At 69.0% G+C, this 17425-nt stretch carries 15 protein-coding genes and 1 pseudogene; 5 read left to right on the forward strand and 11 right to left on the reverse strand.

Annotation, left to right across the window (positions count from 1 at the left end; translation table 11 throughout):
- Window positions 1-66: 66 nt before the first annotated feature.
- From I004_RS0127255 to I004_RS0127280, 6 genes and pseudogenes are all read right to left on the reverse strand, one after another.
- Window positions 67-294 (reverse strand): DUF2188 domain-containing protein, encoded by a 228-nt coding sequence (locus I004_RS0127255; protein ID WP_028438094.1) that lies wholly within the window; start codon window positions 292-294, stop codon window positions 67-69.
- A 51-nt stretch (window positions 295-345) separates the two neighbouring features.
- On the reverse strand, window positions 346-462 hold the full coding sequence (locus tag I004_RS40535; protein ID WP_486580444.1) for an LPFR motif small protein: 117 nt from the start codon (window positions 460-462) through the stop codon (window positions 346-348).
- A 225-nt stretch (window positions 463-687) separates the two neighbouring features.
- Window positions 688-1332, reverse strand: a complete 645-nt coding sequence (locus tag I004_RS37740) for a hypothetical protein (RefSeq protein WP_051345496.1) — start codon at window positions 1330-1332, stop codon at window positions 688-690.
- Window positions 1333-1875: 543 nt separating this feature from the next.
- A complete protein-coding gene (locus I004_RS0127270) occupies window positions 1876-3081 on the reverse strand; it encodes a cysteine desulfurase-like protein (protein ID WP_028438095.1) in 1206 nt (401 codons plus the stop codon).
- Window positions 3082-3229: 148 nt separating this feature from the next.
- Window positions 3230-3486: pseudogene (locus tag I004_RS36375) on the reverse strand (Txe/YoeB family addiction module toxin).
- On the reverse strand, window positions 3483-3743 hold the full coding sequence (locus tag I004_RS0127280) for a type II toxin-antitoxin system prevent-host-death family antitoxin (RefSeq protein ID WP_028438096.1): 261 nt from the start codon (window positions 3741-3743) through the stop codon (window positions 3483-3485). The pseudogene I004_RS36375 and the gene I004_RS0127280 overlap by 4 nt, the downstream one beginning before the upstream one ends.
- 219 nt (window positions 3744-3962) lie before the next feature.
- On the opposite strand from I004_RS0127280, the gene I004_RS0127285 reads away from it, so the two are divergent.
- From I004_RS0127285 to I004_RS0127295, 3 genes are all read left to right on the forward strand, one after another.
- Window positions 3963-4529: a peroxiredoxin gene (locus I004_RS0127285; RefSeq protein ID WP_028438097.1), complete on the forward strand. Its 567-nt coding sequence runs from the start codon at window positions 3963-3965 to the stop codon at window positions 4527-4529.
- Between the two features lie 123 nt (window positions 4530-4652).
- Window positions 4653-6872, forward strand: a complete 2220-nt coding sequence (locus I004_RS0127290; RefSeq protein ID WP_028438098.1) for an NADP-dependent isocitrate dehydrogenase — start codon at window positions 4653-4655, stop codon at window positions 6870-6872.
- A gap of 277 nt (window positions 6873-7149) precedes the next feature.
- Entirely contained in the window at window positions 7150-7857 is a 708-nt protein-coding gene (locus I004_RS0127295) for a class I SAM-dependent methyltransferase (protein WP_078511856.1), read from the forward strand.
- 15 nt (window positions 7858-7872) lie between these two features.
- On the opposite strand, the gene I004_RS0127300 is transcribed toward I004_RS0127295, so the two are convergent.
- Window positions 7873-9078, reverse strand: a complete 1206-nt coding sequence (locus tag I004_RS0127300; RefSeq protein ID WP_037978044.1) for an acyl-CoA dehydrogenase family protein — start codon at window positions 9076-9078, stop codon at window positions 7873-7875.
- 75 nt (window positions 9079-9153) lie between these two features.
- On the opposite strand from I004_RS0127300, the gene I004_RS0127305 reads away from it, so the two are divergent.
- Window positions 9154-9798, forward strand: coding sequence for a TetR family transcriptional regulator (locus I004_RS0127305; RefSeq protein ID WP_028438101.1), 645 nt, complete (start codon window positions 9154-9156; stop codon window positions 9796-9798).
- Between the two features lie 73 nt (window positions 9799-9871).
- Here the strand turns inward: I004_RS0127305 and I004_RS0127310 are convergent, their stop codons facing one another.
- The 4 genes from I004_RS0127310 to I004_RS0127325 all read right to left on the reverse strand — a co-directional run bounded on the left by I004_RS0127310 (window position 9872) and on the right by I004_RS0127325 (window position 15505).
- The gene (locus I004_RS0127310; RefSeq protein WP_051345497.1) at window positions 9872-11704 is read right to left on the reverse strand and encodes a choline/carnitine O-acyltransferase; all 1833 of its coding nucleotides are present in this window, start codon (window positions 11702-11704) and stop codon (window positions 9872-9874) included.
- Window positions 11705-11712: 8 nt separating this feature from the next.
- Complete coding sequence (locus I004_RS36380) at window positions 11713-12657, reverse strand: class I SAM-dependent methyltransferase (protein WP_486580449.1); 945 nt, start codon at window positions 12655-12657, stop codon at window positions 11713-11715.
- A 120-nt stretch (window positions 12658-12777) separates the two neighbouring features.
- Window positions 12778-13647, reverse strand: coding sequence for a HalD/BesD family halogenase (locus tag I004_RS0127320; protein ID WP_028438103.1), 870 nt, complete (start codon window positions 13645-13647; stop codon window positions 12778-12780).
- A gap of 496 nt (window positions 13648-14143) precedes the next feature.
- Window positions 14144-15505 (reverse strand): ABC transporter substrate-binding protein, encoded by a 1362-nt coding sequence (locus I004_RS0127325; protein ID WP_028438104.1) that lies wholly within the window; start codon window positions 15503-15505, stop codon window positions 14144-14146.
- A 1009-nt stretch (window positions 15506-16514) separates the two neighbouring features.
- Here I004_RS0127325 and I004_RS37745 point away from each other — a divergent pair.
- A partial coding sequence (locus I004_RS37745) for an IPT/TIG domain-containing protein (protein ID WP_486580452.1) occupies window positions 16515-17425 on the forward strand: 911 nt, incomplete at its 3' end.

Raw genomic sequence — 17425 nt, forward strand, 5'->3', positions numbered from 1 at the left:
GGAGGCCCGCTGTGTGCGGGCCTCCCGAATTCGCTGTGTTCCGCGGTGTCTTCACCGTGCGGAACGTCAGCCACGCGGTGAGTTGGGGGCGGCCCCCGCGGTGAGGGTGCGCTTGTCGCGGATCTGACCGTCCGTGCCGTGGACGACGAGTTCGCCGCCACCGTCGTTCTGGATGATTTCGCGGGCGCGCTGGACGGCCTCTTCCTGTGTGTCGGTGTGGGTCGTCGCCTTCACGCCGTCGGGGTTGGTGATCTTCCACTGGCTGCCGTCGGGCATTACGTGCCGGTCGCCCATGTCGGGCCTCCTTGTCCTTCGGTTGACGCTGGTTCCTGCCGGTTGTCGTGACTAGGCGCGTCTTCTTGCACCACCGAGCAGGCGGGCGACGACTCTGAAGGGCAGCGTGACGACCGTGAGGATCGTTGAGAACACGGTCGGGATCGCGCCGATGATGGCGGCGAGCACGGTTTGCCTCCAATGCACGGATCGGGTTTCCGCGCCCGGGTGCCCGGCGGGCAGAAGGCCATGCATGGGCGAACCGGCCCAATTCGCCGGGGTGTTGAAGCCTCGGCTCAGCGGCCGAGCGGCCGGGCCCCGGCCGGGGACGCCTGCGCCGCCGGTCTCGCGGGCGCGCTCGGTGAAGGGGAAGTTCTGAAGCGCCTCGCGGAAGTGCCGGGCGGCACCCGCCCGTTAGTGGTGGCCGCCCCCGCCGTGGTGGCCGCCGCCGCCCCTGTGGTCGCCTCCGCGGTCGTCGCCGCCGCGGTCGTCTCCTCCGCGATGGTCCTGGCCGTCGTCGCGGTCATCGTCGTCGCCGCCGCCGAACAGGAGGCCCAGGAGGCCGCCCAGGATGCCGCCGTTGTCGTCGTCGTCCTGGTCGCCGCCGCCGTTGTCGCCGCCGCCCTGCGAACCTCCGGCGTCCGACTCGTCGTCGCCGCCGTCATCGTCGTCCTCTCCGTCACCCGGATTGCCGGTGGAGCCGCCCTGAGCGGCGCCGCCCGCCTCGTCCCCGGACGGTGCGGGGGAGGGCGCCCCGTCATCCGACGCGGGGGGTTGCGAGCCGGGGCGGTCTTCGTCTCCGTCGCCCGCGGGCCGCATACCGTCGTCACCCGCGGCCGGCGGGGGATTGCCGTTCTCCGGTTGATCGGGTGTGTTCGCCTCGGAGCGCTCCGCCGCCTCTCGCGCGGCGATGTCCGGGTCGGGTGAGACCGAAACCGCCGGCCTGCCGCCCCCCTGGACCGTCGAGCCCGAATTCATCGCGTCCACGCTGAATGCCACGGTCCCGAGCGCGACGGCCGCGGCGACGCCCACGGCGACACCCGTGCTGCGCCGGTCCATGGGCCGACGGCCACCCCTGTGGCTCACCGGTGCGGCCGGGCCCGCTTCGAGCTGCTGGGATGCGGCCGGGCCCGCTTCGAGCTTCCGGGATGCCGCCGGGCGCGCTTCGAGCCGCCGGGATACGGCTGCCTTCTTCAGGCGTGGTCGGAAGGCCTGGAACGCCGACACGTCGTTACGGCCGGCGGTCTCGGGCGCGCACGAACATGACGACGTGCCGTCCAACTGAATTCGTGCTCCGCACTTGGAGCACCTCAGTGCTGCCATCGCCGGCCCCCTCGATGGAATCCGTTACGACGCGTTCCCTCGTTTTTGCCTCCCGCACGCTGGCTGGGCACACGGTTGGCAGGTCACCGTCAAATGTAGCCAGGAAGTGAGTGATCCATGCGTTAGTTGTCAACTTTCGAGCGGCGCAGTTTCAACTGAACGCCGCTGTGACCGGTGACGATTCCGGACAGACCTGACCGCCGGACCCCTGCCTTCGCCCGGCTGCCGCGAACTCGCCCACTTTGTCCCGGCGTTCACACCGGACGTTGCCCCACCCGCTCAGCGCAGGAAGTCCGCCAGAGCCTCCAGCAGCCGGTCCACGTCCTCCGCGTTGTTGTACGGAGCCAGGCCCACGCGCAGCCCTCCGGCGTCGCCGAGTCCAAGACGGCGGGAGGCCTCGATCGCGTAGAAGGACCCGGACGGGGCGTTGATGCCCCGCTCCGCCAAGTGGCGGGAAGCGTCCGCGGTGTTGTGGCCGTCCTCGAAGGTGAGCAGCAGCGTCGGCGTGCGCACGGCGGCTCGCGAGTGCTTGCGGACGGCGGGGAGCCCGGCAAGGCCGCCCTCGATCCGCTGCAGCAGCGCGTCCTCGTGCTTCTCCAGCATCGAGTAGGCGGCGACGAGTTGCTCCCTGCGGTCGCGCTCGGGGTGTACTCCCGGAGCTGCGAGGACGTCGACGGCGGCGCCTGCCCCGGCGAGGAGTTCGTAGGGCAGGGTGCCGAACTCGAAGCGTTCCGGAACGACATCGGTGGACGGCAGCAGCTTGTCCGGAGTCAGCGTCTCCAGGAGCTCGGGCCGGGCGGCGAGCACGCCCATGTGCGGGCCGAGGAACTTGTACGGGGAGCAGGCGAAGAAGTCGGCGCCCAGCGACTCCAGATCGATGAGGGAGTGCGCGGTGAGGTGGACGCCGTCGACATAGAGCAGGGCCCCCGCCTCGTGGACGACGCGGGCGATCTCGGGGACGGGCGGGCGTGTGCCGATCAGGTTCGAGGCGCCGGTGAGCGCGACGAGGCGGGTGCGTCCGGAGAGGACCGCGCCGACGGCCTCGGCCGTCAACTCGCCGTCCGCGGGGTCGAATTCGGCCCACCGCACGGTGGCGCCCGCCTGCTCGGCGGCCTGTATCCACGGGCGGACGTTGGAGTCGTGATCCAGGCGCGTGACCACCACCTCGTCGCCCGGCGACCAGGACTTCGCGAGCGTGCGGGAGAAGTCGTAGGCGAGCTGCGTGGCGCTGCGGCCGAAGACGACGCCGCGCGGGTCCGCACCGAGCAGGTCGCCCAGCGCCTGCCGGGCCTCGGCGACCAGCGTCTCCGCGTTGCGCTCCGCGGGGTTGCCGTCGCCGCGGTTGGAGAGCGGGCCGGCGAGCGCGCCCGCGACCGCCTCGATGACCGCGCGCGGCGTCTGCGTACCGCCGGGCCCGTCGAAGAACGCCGTCCCGGTCGCGAGGGCCGGGAACTGGGCGCGGAAGAGGTCGATGTCGAACGGCATGCGGACTCCGGCAGCGAGAGGACTTCGGTCGGGCGACGGCAGCCATGATCAAGCGTGGCGGCCGGTTTGGCCAGAGCTTCCAGGGCTCTCGTCTCATCGCCCGATACTCATCACGTTCCCGCAAGCGACGTCACGACGCCTGCGCTGGTCAGTAGTGATACCAGGCCTGGACCATGATGAGTTCGTCGCCTCTGGCTCGGTACACCAATCGGTGCTCGTCGTCGATCCTCCGGGACCAGTAGCCGCTCATGTCACCCTTGAGCGGCTCTCCGGTTTGCCGATCCCCGCGAATGGATCACGCTTGCATTCCTCGATGAGCCGGTTGATGCGCCTGGTCATGCGACGGTCCGTCTCCGACCAGTGGACATAGTCCGCCCACCCGTGCTCGGTGAATACGGTCTTCACTCGTTGTCGTCGACCTCGATCAGTTCGCGCGGTTCGGTCCTGCCCGCCTCGGCCTCGGCGATCGACTCGGACAATCGCCTGGCGTTCGCGGGCGAGCGCAGCAGGTAGATCGTCTCCTGCCAGGACGAAAAGTCTTCCTCCGACAGCAGCACGGCGTTGCCGTTACGGGAAGTGATGTGCACGGGAGCGCGGTCGTTGTTGACCTGCTCGATCAATGGGAACAGGTTCTTGCGGGCCTCGCTGGCTGTGATGGACACGGGTCACCCCTTTCTCGACTGGTACGAGAACTAGTTCCGGTAGCGAGTTCGACCTGCCAGTCATACTGATCCGACCCGGCGGACCTGTGCCTGAACACCTGTGTGTCTGCGCCGGTGGCGGCTTCGTGGGGCATGGTTGCCGGTCAGCACCGGACCACCGGGGGCTGACGTGCGCGGGTCGTCGGATGAGAGGCTCTCACGGCGGAAGGAGACACAGCCGTGAACTTCTTGAACCTGCCCGCAGATCTGCCCGTGCCCGAGGACGACGGTGCCGCCCAGCACCTGCCCGGCACGGCGTTGCCGAACGTCGAACTGCTCAGCACGGCGGGGGAGTCGGTCCGCATCGACGGGCTCGCCCCGGGCCGTACGGTCCTCTACGTCTACCCGCTCACCGGCCGTCCGGGCAGGGACCTGCCCGAAGGCTGGGACGACATCCCGGGCGCCCGTGGCTGCACTCCCGAGTCGTGCGGCTTCCGCGATCACCACAGGGAGCTGCTCGACGCGGGCGCGGAAGCCGTGTTCGGTCTCTCCAGCCAGGACAGCGACTACCAGCGTGAGGCCGTGGAGCGGCTGCACCTGCCGTTCGCGATGCTCTCCGACCCCAACCGTCGCCTGGCCTCGGCACCCCTCGCTCTGCCCACGTTCGAAGCCGGCGGGATGCGGCTGTACAAGCGGATCACGCTCGTCATCCGTGACGGCGCGGTGGAGCACGTCTTCTACCCCGTCTTCCCGCCCGACGAGCACGCGGGGCAGGTCCTGGCCTGGCTGCGCGACCACCCGGTGTGAGTGACGGGCCGCCCTGCGACCGCCCGCGGGCCGGATTCGGGGGCGGGTGTCCGGGGAGGCGCCCGGACCAGATATCTTGATATCGAGACGATGTAGACGTGGAGCACGTGGAGCGGAGTACCGGTGACTGACTCGACCATCATCTATACGGACACCGACGAGGCCCCGGCCCTGGCGACGTATTCGTTCCTGCCTGTGGTCAGGGCGTACGCCTCGACGGCGGGGGTCGGTGTCGAGAGCCGCGACATCTCCCTGGCCGGGCGGATCCTCGCCCAGTTCCCCGAGCGCCTGGAGCCCGGGCAGCGCGTCGAGGACGCCCTCGGCAACCTCGGTGAGCTGGCCAGGACGCCCGAGGCGAACATCATCAAGCTGCCGAACATCTCGGCGTCCATCCCGCAGCTGAAGGCGGCGGTCGCCGAGCTTCAGGAGAAGGGCTTCGCGCTGCCGGACTACCCGGACGAGCCGAAGACCGACGAGGAGCGCGACATCCGCGCCCGCTACGACAAGGTCAAGGGCAGCGCCGTGAACCCGGTGCTCCGCGAGGGCAACTCCGACCGCCGCGCGCCGGCGTCGGTGAAGAACTACGCCCGGTCCAACCCACACCGCATGGGCGCCTGGTCGGCGGATTCGAAGACGAACGTCGCGCACATGGACGGCGACGACTTCCGGTCCACCGAGAAGTCCGTGATCGTCCCCGCGGACGGCTCGCTGCGCATCGAGCTGGCCGCCGACGACGGCAGCACCACGGTTCTGCGCGAGTCGGTTCCCGTGCTCGCAGGCGAGATCGTCGACGCCTCGGTGATGCGCGTAGCGGCGCTGCGTGAGTTCCTGACAGCGCAGGTCGCGCGCGCCAAGGCCGAGGGCGTGCTGTTCTCGGTGCATCTGAAGGCCACGATGATGAAGGTCTCGGACCCGATCATCTTCGGCCACGTGGTCCGCGCGTTCTTCCCGAAGACGTTCGCGGAGTACGGGAAGACCCTTGCCGCGGCGGGCCTGACCCCGAACGACGGCCTGGGCGGCATCTTCAAGGGCCTGGAGTCCCTGCCCGAGGGCGCGAAGATCAAGGAGTCCTTCGAGGCGGAGCTCGCCGAGGGCCCCGACCTGGCGATGGTCGACTCCCACCGCGGCATCAGCAACCTGCACGTGCCGAGCGACGTCATCGTCGACGCCTCCATGCCGGCCATGATCCGCACGTCGGGCCACATGTGGAACAAGGACGACCAGGAGCAGGACACCCTCGCCGTCATCCCCGACAGCAGCTACGCCGGCATCTACCAGGCCGTGATCGAGGACTGCCGTGCCAACGGCCAGTACGACCCGTCCACGATGGGTTCCGTGCCCAACGTCGGCCTGATGGCGCAGAAGGCCGAGGAGTACGGCAGCCACGACAAGACCTTCGAGATCCCCGCCACCGGAACCGTGCGGGTCCTCGACGGCGGCGGAAACGCCGTACTGGAGCAGGCCGTCAGCACCGGCGACATCTTCCGCATGTGCCAGACCAAGGACATCCCCGTCCAGGACTGGGTCAAGCTCGCCGTCAGCCGCGCCCGCGCGACCGGCGACCCGGCGGTGTTCTGGCTCGACCAGGGCCGTGCGCACGACGCGAACCTCATCGCGAAGGTCGAGCAGTACCTGCCGCAGCACGACACGGAGGGTCTGCGCATCGAGATCATGGCGCCCGTCGACGCGATCGCGTTCTCCCTGGAGCGCATCCGCCGCGGCGAGAACACGATCTCCGTCACGGGCAACGTGCTGCGCGACTACCTGACCGACCTGTTCCCCATCCTGGAACTGGGCACCAGCGCCAAGATGCTCTCCGTCGTGCCGCTCATCAACGGCGGCGGGCTCTTCGAGACCGGCGCGGGCGGTTCGGCGCCCAAGCACGTGCAGCAGCTCGTCAAGGAGAACTACCTGCGCTGGGACAGCCTCGGTGAGTTCCTGGCGCTCGCGGTCAGCTTCGAGCACCTCGCGCAGAAGACGGACAACGCGCGCGCCCAGATCCTCGCCGACACCCTGGACCGTGCGACGGCGACCTTCCTGCACGAGAACAAGTCCCCGACGCGCAGGCTCGGCGGCCTCGACAACCGCGGCAGCCACTTCTACCTGGCCCTGTACTGGGCGCAGGAGCTGGCGGCGCAGACCGAGGACACGCAGCTCGCCGCGGCCTTCGCCGACCTCGCCCGCACGTTGGGCGAGCAGGAGCAGGCCATCGTCGACGAGTTGATCGCGGTGCAGGGTTCGCCCGCGGACGTCGGCGGATATTACTGGCCGGACGCGGCGAAGGCGTCGGCCGTGATGCGTCCCTCGAAGACCTTCAACGAGGCGCTCGCGGCACTCGGCTGAGCGCTGAGCCCGGACCGGTACCTCGCGGACGCGTGAACATGTGGGCCGTGCCCTCCCGCAGCGGAGGGCACGGCCCACATGCCGTTCACGCGGATGCGGCGCGCGCCATCTGCCGCATCGCCGCTCTCGGGACGCGAACGCCGGCGCACGACGCGGTACTTGACGTGCCTGACCTGACAGCGGGGGAGGCGATCACCCCCGACGGGTTCGGGCGTGGGAGTGCGGAAGTCCGGATTCCTTGCAGTGGCTCCGGACGCGCCGTCGTTACGCTTCCTGTATGGCTCCTTCTGCCGGTCCTGCCAGTTCCGCCGGTTCCGCCGGATCCGCGCGCCCGGCCGTGCACACGTACTGGGAGACCGCCGGCGCGACGATGACCTTCAGGCATCCGCTCGACCACGGGCTGCTGGAGCGGTACGTGCCCCGCGACGCCCGGATCCTCGACTACGGGTGCGGCTACGGACGGCTGACGGCGCAGCTGGACGAACTCGGGTACGTCGACGTGCAGGGCGTGGACCCTTCCGCGGCGATGATCGAGCGCGGACTGCGCGAACATCCGGGGCTGAAGCTGACCCGGCAGACGGCGCTGCCCCTGCCGCTGGCCCAGGACTCCTTCGACGCGGCGCTGCTGTTCGTCGTGCTCGGCGTCGTCCCGGGCGACGCCGACCAGAACGCGCTCGTCGCGGAACTCGCCCGGCTGATCAGGCCCGGCGGAGTGCTCTACCTCAGCGATGTGCCCCTTCAGGACGACGAGCGCCACTTACGCCGCTACGAGGAGGCCGTGGCCTCGGCCCCGTACCGCGCCTACGGCACGTTCTCCACGCCCGACGGAGGGCTCTTCCGGCACCACCGGCCCGAGCAGCTGCGGGCACTGCTGCACGGCAACGGCTTCGTCGTCGAGGAGGAGCGAACGGGGGCAGCCGCCACGCTCCACGGGCACACCGCACGCAACGTCCAGGTAGTCGCCCACCGTGCGCCCGCCGCGTGAGGCGGCGGCGCGCCGTCAGCGGAACGCGGCCTCGCCGGTGAGCGCCTGACCGATCACCAGCTGGTGCACCTCGGAGGTGCCCTCGTAAGTGAGCACGGACTCAAGGTTGTTGGCGTGCCGCATGACCGGGTACTCCAGGGTGATCCCGGCGGCGCCGAGCATCGTGCGGCACTCACGGGCGATGGCGATGGCCTCCCGGACGCTGTTGAGCTTGCCGAGGCTGACCTGTTCCGGACGGAGCGGGCCGGCGTCCTTGAGGCTTCCGAGATGCAGCGCCAGCAGCATCCCCTTGCCCAACTCCAGTGACATGTCGGCGAGTTTGGCCTGCGAGATCTGGTAGGCGGCCAGGGGCTTGTCGAAGATCTCCCGCTGCCGGGCGTATTCGAGGGTGGTCTCCAGGCAGTCGCGTGCGGCGCCGAGCGCGCCGAAGACGATGCCGTAGCGCGCCTCGTTGAGGCAGGAGAGCGGGCCGGAGAGGCCGACGGCGTCGGGGAGTACCGCCGATTCGGGCAACCTGACGCCGTCCAGGACGAGTTCGGACGTGACCGAGGCGCGCAGCGACATCTTCTTCTTGATCTCGGGCGCCGAGAATCCGGGGGTGCCCGCCGGTACGACGAAGCCGCGGACCTTGTTCCCCGGGTCGTCGGTCCTCGCCCACACGACGGCCACGTCGGCGACGGACCCGTTGGTGATCCACATCTTGGTGCCGTCCAGCACCCAGTCGGAGCCGTCGCGCACCGCGCGGGTGCGCATGCCGGCCGGGTTGGAGCCGAAGTCCGGCTCGGTCAGGCCGAAGCAGCCGATCGCGTCACCGGCCGCCATCGACGGAAGCCACTGCTGCTTCTGCTCCTCGCTGCCGTACCTCCAGATCGCGAACATCGCGAGGGAGCCCTGCACCGACACCAGGGACCGCAGCCCCGAGTCGCCCGCCTCCAGCTCCATGCACGCCAGCCCATAGGCGGTGGCGGTGGTGCCCGCGCAGCCGTAGCCGTCCAGGTGCATGCCGAGAACGCCCAACGAGCCCAGTTCCTTGGCCAGTTCGCGCACGGGGAGCGACCCGGTCTCGTACCAGTCGGCGAGTTGGGGCTTCACCTTCTCCTCGACGTACTGCCGCACCGTGTCCCGGATCGCGCGGTCCTCCTCGCCGATCAGGGCTTCGGTGCCGAAGAGGCCGAGCGGGGTCTGGGGTGTCACTGGCGGCACGGAGATCTCCTCGTCCATCGTCCATCGAACGGCGTTAGGTTTCTGCCTGCGCGTACGTTAACCTTACGGCGTTAGTTTTCACAAGGAGCCCCGATGCCACGCCCGAAGTCGCCGCTGCTCAGCCGGGAGCGGATCCGTGACACCGCGCTGGAGCTGATCGACTCCGAGGGCATCGGCGCGCTCTCCATGCGGAACCTCGCCCTGAGGCTCGACGTGAAGGCCGCCTCGCTCTACAGCCACTACCCCAACAAGGACGCCGTGCTGGACGCGGTGGCCAACCTGCTCACCCGCCAGGTGGACACCTCCGCCTTCGAGCGCGGCTGGCGCGAGGGCCTGGAGACGTGGGGGAGGTCGTACCACGCGGCGCTCAGCAGACACCCCAACGCCGCCCCGGTGGTGGCCGCCGGCACGGGCAGGCGCGAGGACTTCCTTGCCATGGCCGACGCCGTGCACGGCGGGCTCGTCGGGGACGGCTGGCCCCCGCGCTGGGCCACAATGATCGCCGCCTCCGTGAAGTACCTCGTCATCGGGGCCGCCACCACACCCTTCGCGAGCGGCTTCGCCGACGACACGCGCGTCTACTTCGAGCGCTATCCCAACCTCGTGCAGGCACATCTGATCCCGGCACACGCCGAGGAGATCGACAGCGACAGCTTCGAACTCGCCCTGGGGAGCCTGCTCGTGGGGCTCGAACCGCTGCACGCCTCGCTGACGTCTGCGCGCTCCTCCGGGGGGTGATCCGCCCGCACACGCGGGCGGGCGGGCCGTCCCCGCGACGGCCCGCCCGCTCCTCCTCGCTCTCGACCCGGTACTACTCGGCCAGCAGCTCCCGCAGTTCACCCACGGCCTCACGGAGCTTCTCCGCGAAGGTGTGCATCTGGTCCGCCACCGTGAGCGGAGTGCTCAGGTAGAGGTTGAAGCGCTCCGGAAGCAGCACGTAGGCGACGCCGATGCAGCGGCTGCTCGTCGAACCGAACCCGAAGAACTGGATGTTGGTGGAAGGCGCGGAGCTGGTGCTCAGATAGTCGTCCCGCATCTTCAGCCAGCCCGCGCTGCGGAACAGCGAGGGCTGCTCGTTCACCCCGAGCTCCGCGCCACGGCGGCGCTGGATCAACTCCAGCTCCCACAGGTGCTGTTCGGGAGCCTCGACATCCTGGCACTCCTTCGCGCGCGTCACGTGCCCGGCCGCGGCCGCACGGAAGGCGACGCGCCGGGTCTCCGTGTCCGCCTCCGGGTCCTCCATGGCGTCCACGAACGCGTACATCTCCGGGGTCACCACGCGCATCGCTTCCGTGCGGCCGTGCTTGTACTGCCGCGTGGCGATCGACTCGTACGTGGCGCCCAGATGGCCCTTGGAACGCTGGTGGGCGAGCTGGTAGGCGACCTGCACGAAGGCGTCGGGCGAGACTCCGAGGGCCTTGGCCTGGTTGCTCCCGAAGTCGTCGAAGGAGACGGTGCGCGTCGCGGTGCTCCGCCCGTACTCCGCGAACGCCTCGGCAGCCGAACGCACTTGCTCCCGCAGGGCGTCGTCGAGACGGAACTCCACGGGCCGGACCGCCGGGGATCCCTGGGTGCGCGCACCGGACTGGCCGGAGTGCACCGCCGCCGGAACGGGCAGCAGCGCGTCGACGAAGCTCAGGATCGTGGTGCCGTCCAACTGGCAGTGCTCGACGTTCAGCCCCGCACGGCCGTCCTCGAAGACCACGAACGACACGGCCTTGTCGAACCAGCGGTTGCCGCGGTCCCCGTAGAGCAGTTCGTCGCACGCCTCCTGGACGCCGGACGGCGCGAAGTCCTCCAGGCACACGCAGAACAACGCGTCCTCGACGGTGCGGAGGGACTCGGCGTTGCCCGGGTCGAGGTCCAGCAGCGACGCCCGCGCCTTCGCCCAGTCCGCGCGGGCCATGGTGGTGAGATGACCGACGGAGGCGCCCGCGCCCGCCGGCTCGGCGCCCGCCTTCATCACCTCCCGCAGCCCCGCCTCCAGATCCTCGAGGCTGTGCGGGGCGCCGTCCTCACCGATGACGTCCATCCGGAAGGTGTTGCCGCGGAAGAACACCAGGATGTGCCGCTCCCGCGACGGGCCGGGCCGCTCCGCCGAGTAGGGGGTGCGGGAGGTGTCCTGCTCCACGCCAGGGATGCGCGTGCTGGAGAAGAGGTACTTCAGCTGCTCCATCGACTGCGGCTTCCCCCGCTGCACCACGGGCGGGATCAGTTCCTCGTCGATCTGCCGCTTGAAGCCGAGCGCGCCGGCGATGAGCCCCGCCGCCCTCTCCACCTGCGACTCGTCCGAATCCCTGAAGAGGAAGAAGAAGTTGGCGTTCAGAGCGATGCGGTCACGCCGACCCAGATAGCGGTACGGCCAGAACGTGTCGAGCCAACTGTGCACGCCTTCCGAGGAGTTGTACTCCTCCAGCGCCGCCTGTAGAACGCGCCCCGGGCCGTCCGGGTCGAGGAAGGCCGTCACCTCGGCCTCGGACGCGGCGAGTTCACCCGGGGAGAGCAGCGGCGCGCACCACGCGAGGAGCCTCTCGCAGCTGGCCTCAAGAGTGGGCAGCGGCACGCGCGGCAGAGAGTCCTCCTGCGCGAAGGTGGGGGTGGTCGTGGCGCTTCCCTGAGTCGCGCTTCCCTGACTGGTGTTCACTTGCGCTCTCACTCCGGTTCGTCGGTGGGTGGTGTGGCGGGGGAGGCCGGTGCCCCGGGCGTGCCCGCGCTCTCCCGCGCGATCCGTTCCGGGGACCAGGGCCATCCTGCGGTTCCGGACGGACGGGAAAGATACAGCCGCGCGTACAGCCAGCCGTCGGCCTCCAGGCCGTCCGCCTCGACTCCGGCTTCCTTCATCGTCTCCAGTACCTGCGTCTGCTCCTGCGGCGAGGCGAACCGGCGCTGCCGGAAGACGTCGTCGACGCAGACGGTGCTGTATCCCAGCTCCTCCAGCGCCCGCTCGACGGGGTCGAACGGGAACATGCGCAGCACGAAGTGCGCCATCCAGGGCAGTTGGCCGCCCGTGGAGCGGACGATACGCGTAAGAGTGCGCTCGGTGACATATCCGATGCAGCCCGTGGAGATGACCAGATCCGTACCGGCGAACTGCGCGCGCTGCCGCGGAGACGGCTCGTCCTGCTCCAGGTCCGCGTGGACGGCGTCGTCGAGGAACCCCGCTTCGAGGGCGTACGCGAGCGCGCTGCCGGAGGTGTCCAGACCCACGAAGCGGACCGGACGCGCCGGTCTGTGCGACCGTGCCAGCTTGCGGTCGCGGGCCAGCAGGGCCTCGGAGGTCTCCTCGGCCCGGACACGGCCACCGGCGCCGGCCTCGCCACCGAGGTGCTCGTCGCAGTAGCGGGCGTAGAGCGCGTCCATCGTCACGTCGTACTTGAGCAGTGCGGCGTTGATGCCGTACGAGCAGCCGATGTCCAGCACCTTTGGCACCGCCACCTGCCGCGCGTCGCGGTACTCCTCCATGAGCTTGGCGAAGTAGGGCTTGGCCTGCTGAGGAACGCAGTAGTCGAGCTCGCGCAGCTCCCTGAAGTAGGCACGCGGATCAGGCCTGTTGTAGATGTGGTCGAGCGTGACTTTCCCGGTGGCGTCGAAGCGCACGGATTGCTCCTGTGGGGGTGGCAGGGGTCGCAGCGGTGTACGGGTGGTAGGCGCGGCATGGGAGACCGGTGAGGCCGGCCGGCATCGGCGGCCCTCGGCAGCGGGCCGCCCGGCCGGTCGTCAGTCGAGCAGCCGGTCGCCGCGCACGGCGCGGCCCTCGGCCTCCAGATGCTCCGGCAGCACACGCCCGAAGAGCTGCCGGGTGCGGGAGACGCTTCCCACGACGCCGGGCCGCTCGCTGTAGGCGAAGATCGCCGATTGGCGGGCGAACCCGCCCCGCACGGGGCTGACGCGGTGCAGGGAGAAGCGGCCCTTGAACAGCTGTAGGTCCCCGGGACGCAGAAGCAGACGGCGCGTCAACTCCTCGCCCCTGCCCCGGAGTACGTCACGCACTCCGTCGAAGTTCTCCTCCTGCGCAGTCCGGATGTTGGGGCAGTACTCGAACACCCCCCCGACCTGGGCCTCTTGGGTGAGCATGCTGACAGTGAACTCGTTGGTGTCGAAGTGCCAGGGGTGTTCCATCCCCGGCTCGACGACATTGAGCACCAGCCCTGACAGCGGATCGGCCAGCTCGTGCAGCTCGCCGAGTTCGAAGCAGCCCGCGATGAAGCGCTTGAAGGTCTCGTCGGAGTAGAGGCGGCTGATGAGGGACCCGGCGGGGATCCTGTCGCGCGGGACGAAGGCGTTGCCGCGCTCGAAGGCCATGCGCCCCGGATGGTCCTCGGGCAGGTCCGGGCCGACGGCCATGTTGTAGACGTTGACCGTGGCGACGTCGAAGTGCGCCCGGGGTGCGATGTCCGCGCACTCCTTCTGCAGCGTCTCCTGCAGCGAGGGGCGGATGAAGTCCGGCAGTACGGTGCAGCCATCGGCCAGCAGATCCTCCTTGGCCCGGGAGAGGACGGCGCGCGCACCGGCGCTGTCGAGGTCCGTGAGGGGATACCGGTCCGTGTCGACCAGTTCCTCCAGTGTGGTGGCTTCCGAAGTGCTCATCCGATCCTCTCCCGCCTGCGGGCCGGCCGTCCCGAGCCGGACGTCCAGGCAGGTTCGCTTGGGGTACATCCCAGCGAAGCTAGGGGGAGCCACCACCCGGCGCACGCCCGCGCACGGGTCGACGGCAGCCGGTGCGGCCCGCTACCTGACGGGACCTCACACTCGGAATCGCAGCAACTCTACTGATGAGTAACGGAGTTGAAGCTCCCACATCCGCGCCTGCGTGTCTGTGACACGTCACACGGTCGTCACATCGCACACGGCGCATGAGGACGGATCAGCGTGGTCCGCGGGTGGTCAGGCGAGCAACACCGGGGGAGGGGAGGCGACTGCGGGAGAGGATTCGGGGCCTCGGGAGGGGAGAGGGAGCTGCGCGGCGCAGCCGGGAACGGACCTGCGGCCTCACCGGGGGCGGTCGTCCCCCTGTGCCGGGTGCGGAAGGTCCGTTCCCGCTCGGTCGAACCGGGCGTCGCGCTGAGCTGTCGGTGCGCGGGACTCAGCCCGTGGTGCCGGTGGCCGACGCGTCCAAGTACGCCTTGGAGGCTGCCTGGTCGAGCTTCTGGGCCGTCTTCTCCGGGTCGGACGGGTCGCGGATGAAGTCCTGAAGCAGCTGCCATTCGCCAGCTCCGGGCTTGCCGCCGAAGTCGCCCGGCGCCTGGTCGGACATGTCGAACTGCACGGCCTCGCCCGCGTCCACGAGGGACTTGGCGACCTTGCGGGTGGTCTCGTCCGGATAGGCGTTGAGGTTCAGGTTGATGTTGGGCGAGAGGAATCCGCCCTGCTTGGCCCAGATCTCGGCTGCCTTCGGGCTGGCCAGGTACTCGATGAAGGACATGGCCAAGTCCTTGTTCTTGCCGGACTTCATCGCGACCGCGGCGTCGCCGCCGCTGATCACGGGGGCCTGCTTGTCCTTGCCCACGGGCGGGAAGGAGAAGAAGTCGGCGTCCTCGTCGACCTTCCTCTTGAACGCGCCGGATATGATCCCCGCCACGAAGTCGCCCTCGTAGACCATCGCGGCCTTCTGCTTCTTGCCGTAGACGGCGCCGACTGACTCGTTGAGGTCGGTGCGCAGGGCCTCGTTCCCGCCGCCGGCCACGAGCTTGTCGTCCGTGAACAGCTTGCCGAAGGTCTTCAGGGCCTTGATGACGCTGGGGTCCGTCCAGCCGATCTCGTTCGTGGCCAGCTTGGCGTAGTTGGCGGGCCCTGCCTGCGCGAGGTAGATGTTCTCGAACCAGTCGGTGAGCGGCCAGGCGTCCTTCCCGGCCACGGAGAAGGCGGGAGTGCCGGCCCTGGCCAGTTTCCCGCCGTTGTCGATCATCTCCGCGTAGGTCTTCGGCGGAAGCACGTCGGCCTTCTCGAACGTCTTCGGGTCGTACCAGACCGTCGACTTGTGCGACGCCTTGTAGTAGAGGCCGTAGAAGATCCGCCGGACGCTGCCGTAGTTCTGCCAGACGAGGGCGAAGTTGCGGGCGGCCTCCAACTCGACCCTCGGCGGAAGCGGCTCCAGCCACCCCTTCTGCGCGAACTGCTGCAGCACACCCACCTGCGGCACCATCGCCACGTCCGGAGCCTTGCCGCTCTTGAGCAGGTCGCGGATGAAAAGGGCGAAATCGTCCTGTCCTTGCTCGCGGCTCGAGGCGAACTTCACCTTGGCGCCCGTCTTCTTCGTGAAGCCGTCGAGCACCTTTCTGAAGTTCTGTCCTTCGGCGTCGGCCCAGGTGCCGGCGACCGTGAGGGTCTGGCCGCTGAACTCCTGTTCACCGGATGCGCTGTTCAGGCCGCTGCACGCAGTCGCCGTAATGGTGAGAGCGGCTGCGGCGGCCACAAGGCGCGATACCGCAATGCGAGGTCTTTTCATGATTTCTCTTTCAAGGCAGCTTACGCGGGTGCTGAAGTCGCCGATCCACCAATTTGCAGTGGAGCCGGAAGTGCTGTCGAGGAGCAGCCGCCGGGCGGTTCAGGAGCGGTGAAGCATGGGCGCCTGGTCCGGGCGGTGCTCGAGCTCGCTGTTCAACTGTCCGTCGCCACGCGAGGTGGAGCTTTCGGGCGGGCTTCCCCAGTGAGCGCAGACTGCCGCCGTACGGGCATCGCTCACGGCGCAGATCTGACCCGTAACGGGAGAACCGTCAGACGGGCTGGTCTGACCCGACCGGTTCGCGGGGTGTACGCGCCTGACAACGTAGTGCAGTCAGTAGCCCTGGAAAACGGTTGTGCCGCAATGCGACGGAAAAATCTACTCGCGAGTCGTCGTCGGCGAGCGACCGCTTACCACCTTCAGCACGAAAAGTGACAACGGGAACCGGCAACTCCTATACGAAGAACACGATGAAGACATGAAGGACATGGATCTGATGAGGGACATACGTCAGTGAACACGGCCACGCCGGACCGCGTGAAGCGGTCGGTGTGGTTTTTTCCGGGGTTTGCCGCCGCGAGCGCTTGTGAATGGCCGCCGAAGAGGGGGCGAGGTCGGGAGCGGCGTGCGGCGGTTGCCGGCGACGGGGAGGGCGACGGTGGTGACACGGGAGGCGCCTGTGCCGTCCCGCGGGCGGATGCCTTCGCGGTCGTGACCTTCCGGCGTCAGGCGTGGCTCCGCGGCAGGGGCGTACCCCGGCGCGAGCGGGCGCAGCCGATGCCTTCATGGGATTGTCCTATTCACTCCGTATGCATCTTCTGCCAGATTTCACTCCTTTCGGGGTATCTATCCGGTTCGCTTTCATTGGCGGTAAGAGGCAATGGGCTTCACTCCGTCAACTGTCCGGACGGCCCTCCCCTGTCGTGCTCCCAAGCGCGGGCGGGGAGTTGACGATGCCGCGTCCCTGCGAGTGAGGCCTCCGCCCTGGAATCTCCTGCGGAGGAGCTGCGTCATGCCCGCACCAACGATCAGTGTCGTTCAACCAACAAGGGCTTCTGCCGGCCAAACGGTCCAACTCACGGGTTCCAACTTCACAGGTGCCACTGCCGTGAAGTTCGGCAGCACCAATGCCACCTTCACCGTGGTCAACGATGTAAGGATCAACGCCACCGTTCCCGCGGGAAGCGGCACGCTCCTGATCACCGTGGTCAACCCCAGCGGCACCAGCAACGGCGAGGCGTTCACCTACACCGGGACGCCCGGCGCGAGGATCACGGCAATCAGTCCGGCGGCAACCGGGCCGACCGCGGGCGGCAACGTGGTCACGCTCGTCGGCACCGGTTTCACCGGTGTGACTGCCGTGAAGTTCGGCAACATCAACGCCACCAGCTTCAACGTGGTCGCGTCCACGGTGATCAACAACGTCGTGGTTCCTCCCGGAACCCCCGGTACGGTGCTGGTCACTGTCGTGACCGCCGCCGGCCCGGGTGGCGGCTTCGCCTACGACTACGTCGGTGTGCCGTCGTCGACGACGACGCTGATGGATGCGCCGGACCCATCGGTGGTGGGTGAGCCGGTGACGTTCACGGCGACGGTCGCGCCCGTCCCTCCCAACATGGGCACTCCCACGGGGACGGTCACGTTCAACTTCGGTGACGGCAGTCCCGTGGTCGTGGTGCCTTTGGTCGCTGGTGTGGCCACGACTTCGCATGCCTACACCACGACGGCAGGCTCTCCGTTCAGCGCCAGTGCCACCTACAGCGGTGACGTCAACTTCACCGGTTCGTCCGGTGCCGCCAGCCACACCGTCAATGCGGCGGCGACGACAACGGCGTTGACGGATGTGCCGGATCCGTCGGTGGTGGGGCAGTCGGTGACCTTCAGCGCGACCGTTTCGCCGGTTGCTCCGGGTGCGGGTACGCC

The organism is Streptomyces sp. TAA486 (assembly GCF_000426165.1).

Bases quoted from the DNA above. Each gene is read 5' to 3' on its own strand.
- I004_RS0127320 (WP_028438103.1), bottom strand. From the start codon at position 13,647: ATGAGCACTTCGGAAGCCACCACACTGGAGGAACTGGTCGACACGGAC.
- I004_RS0127325 (WP_028438104.1), bottom strand. From the start codon at position 15,505: ATGAAAAGACCTCGCATTGCGGTATCGCGCCTTGTGGCCGCCGCAGCC.
- I004_RS37740 (WP_051345496.1), bottom strand. From the start codon at position 1,332: ATGGACCGGCGCAGCACGGGTGTCGCCGTGGGCGTCGCCGCGGCCGTC.
- I004_RS0127270 (WP_028438095.1), bottom strand. From the start codon at position 3,081: ATGCCGTTCGACATCGACCTCTTCCGCGCCCAGTTCCCGGCCCTCGCG.
- I004_RS0127300 (WP_037978044.1), bottom strand. From the start codon at position 9,078: ATGGACGAGGAGATCTCCGTGCCGCCAGTGACACCCCAGACCCCGCTC.
- I004_RS0127305 (WP_028438101.1), top strand. From the start codon at position 9,154: ATGCCACGCCCGAAGTCGCCGCTGCTCAGCCGGGAGCGGATCCGTGAC.
- I004_RS0127255 (WP_028438094.1), bottom strand. From the start codon at position 294: ATGGGCGACCGGCACGTAATGCCCGACGGCAGCCAGTGGAAGATCACC.
- I004_RS0127295 (WP_078511856.1), top strand. From the start codon at position 7,150: ATGGCTCCTTCTGCCGGTCCTGCCAGTTCCGCCGGTTCCGCCGGATCC.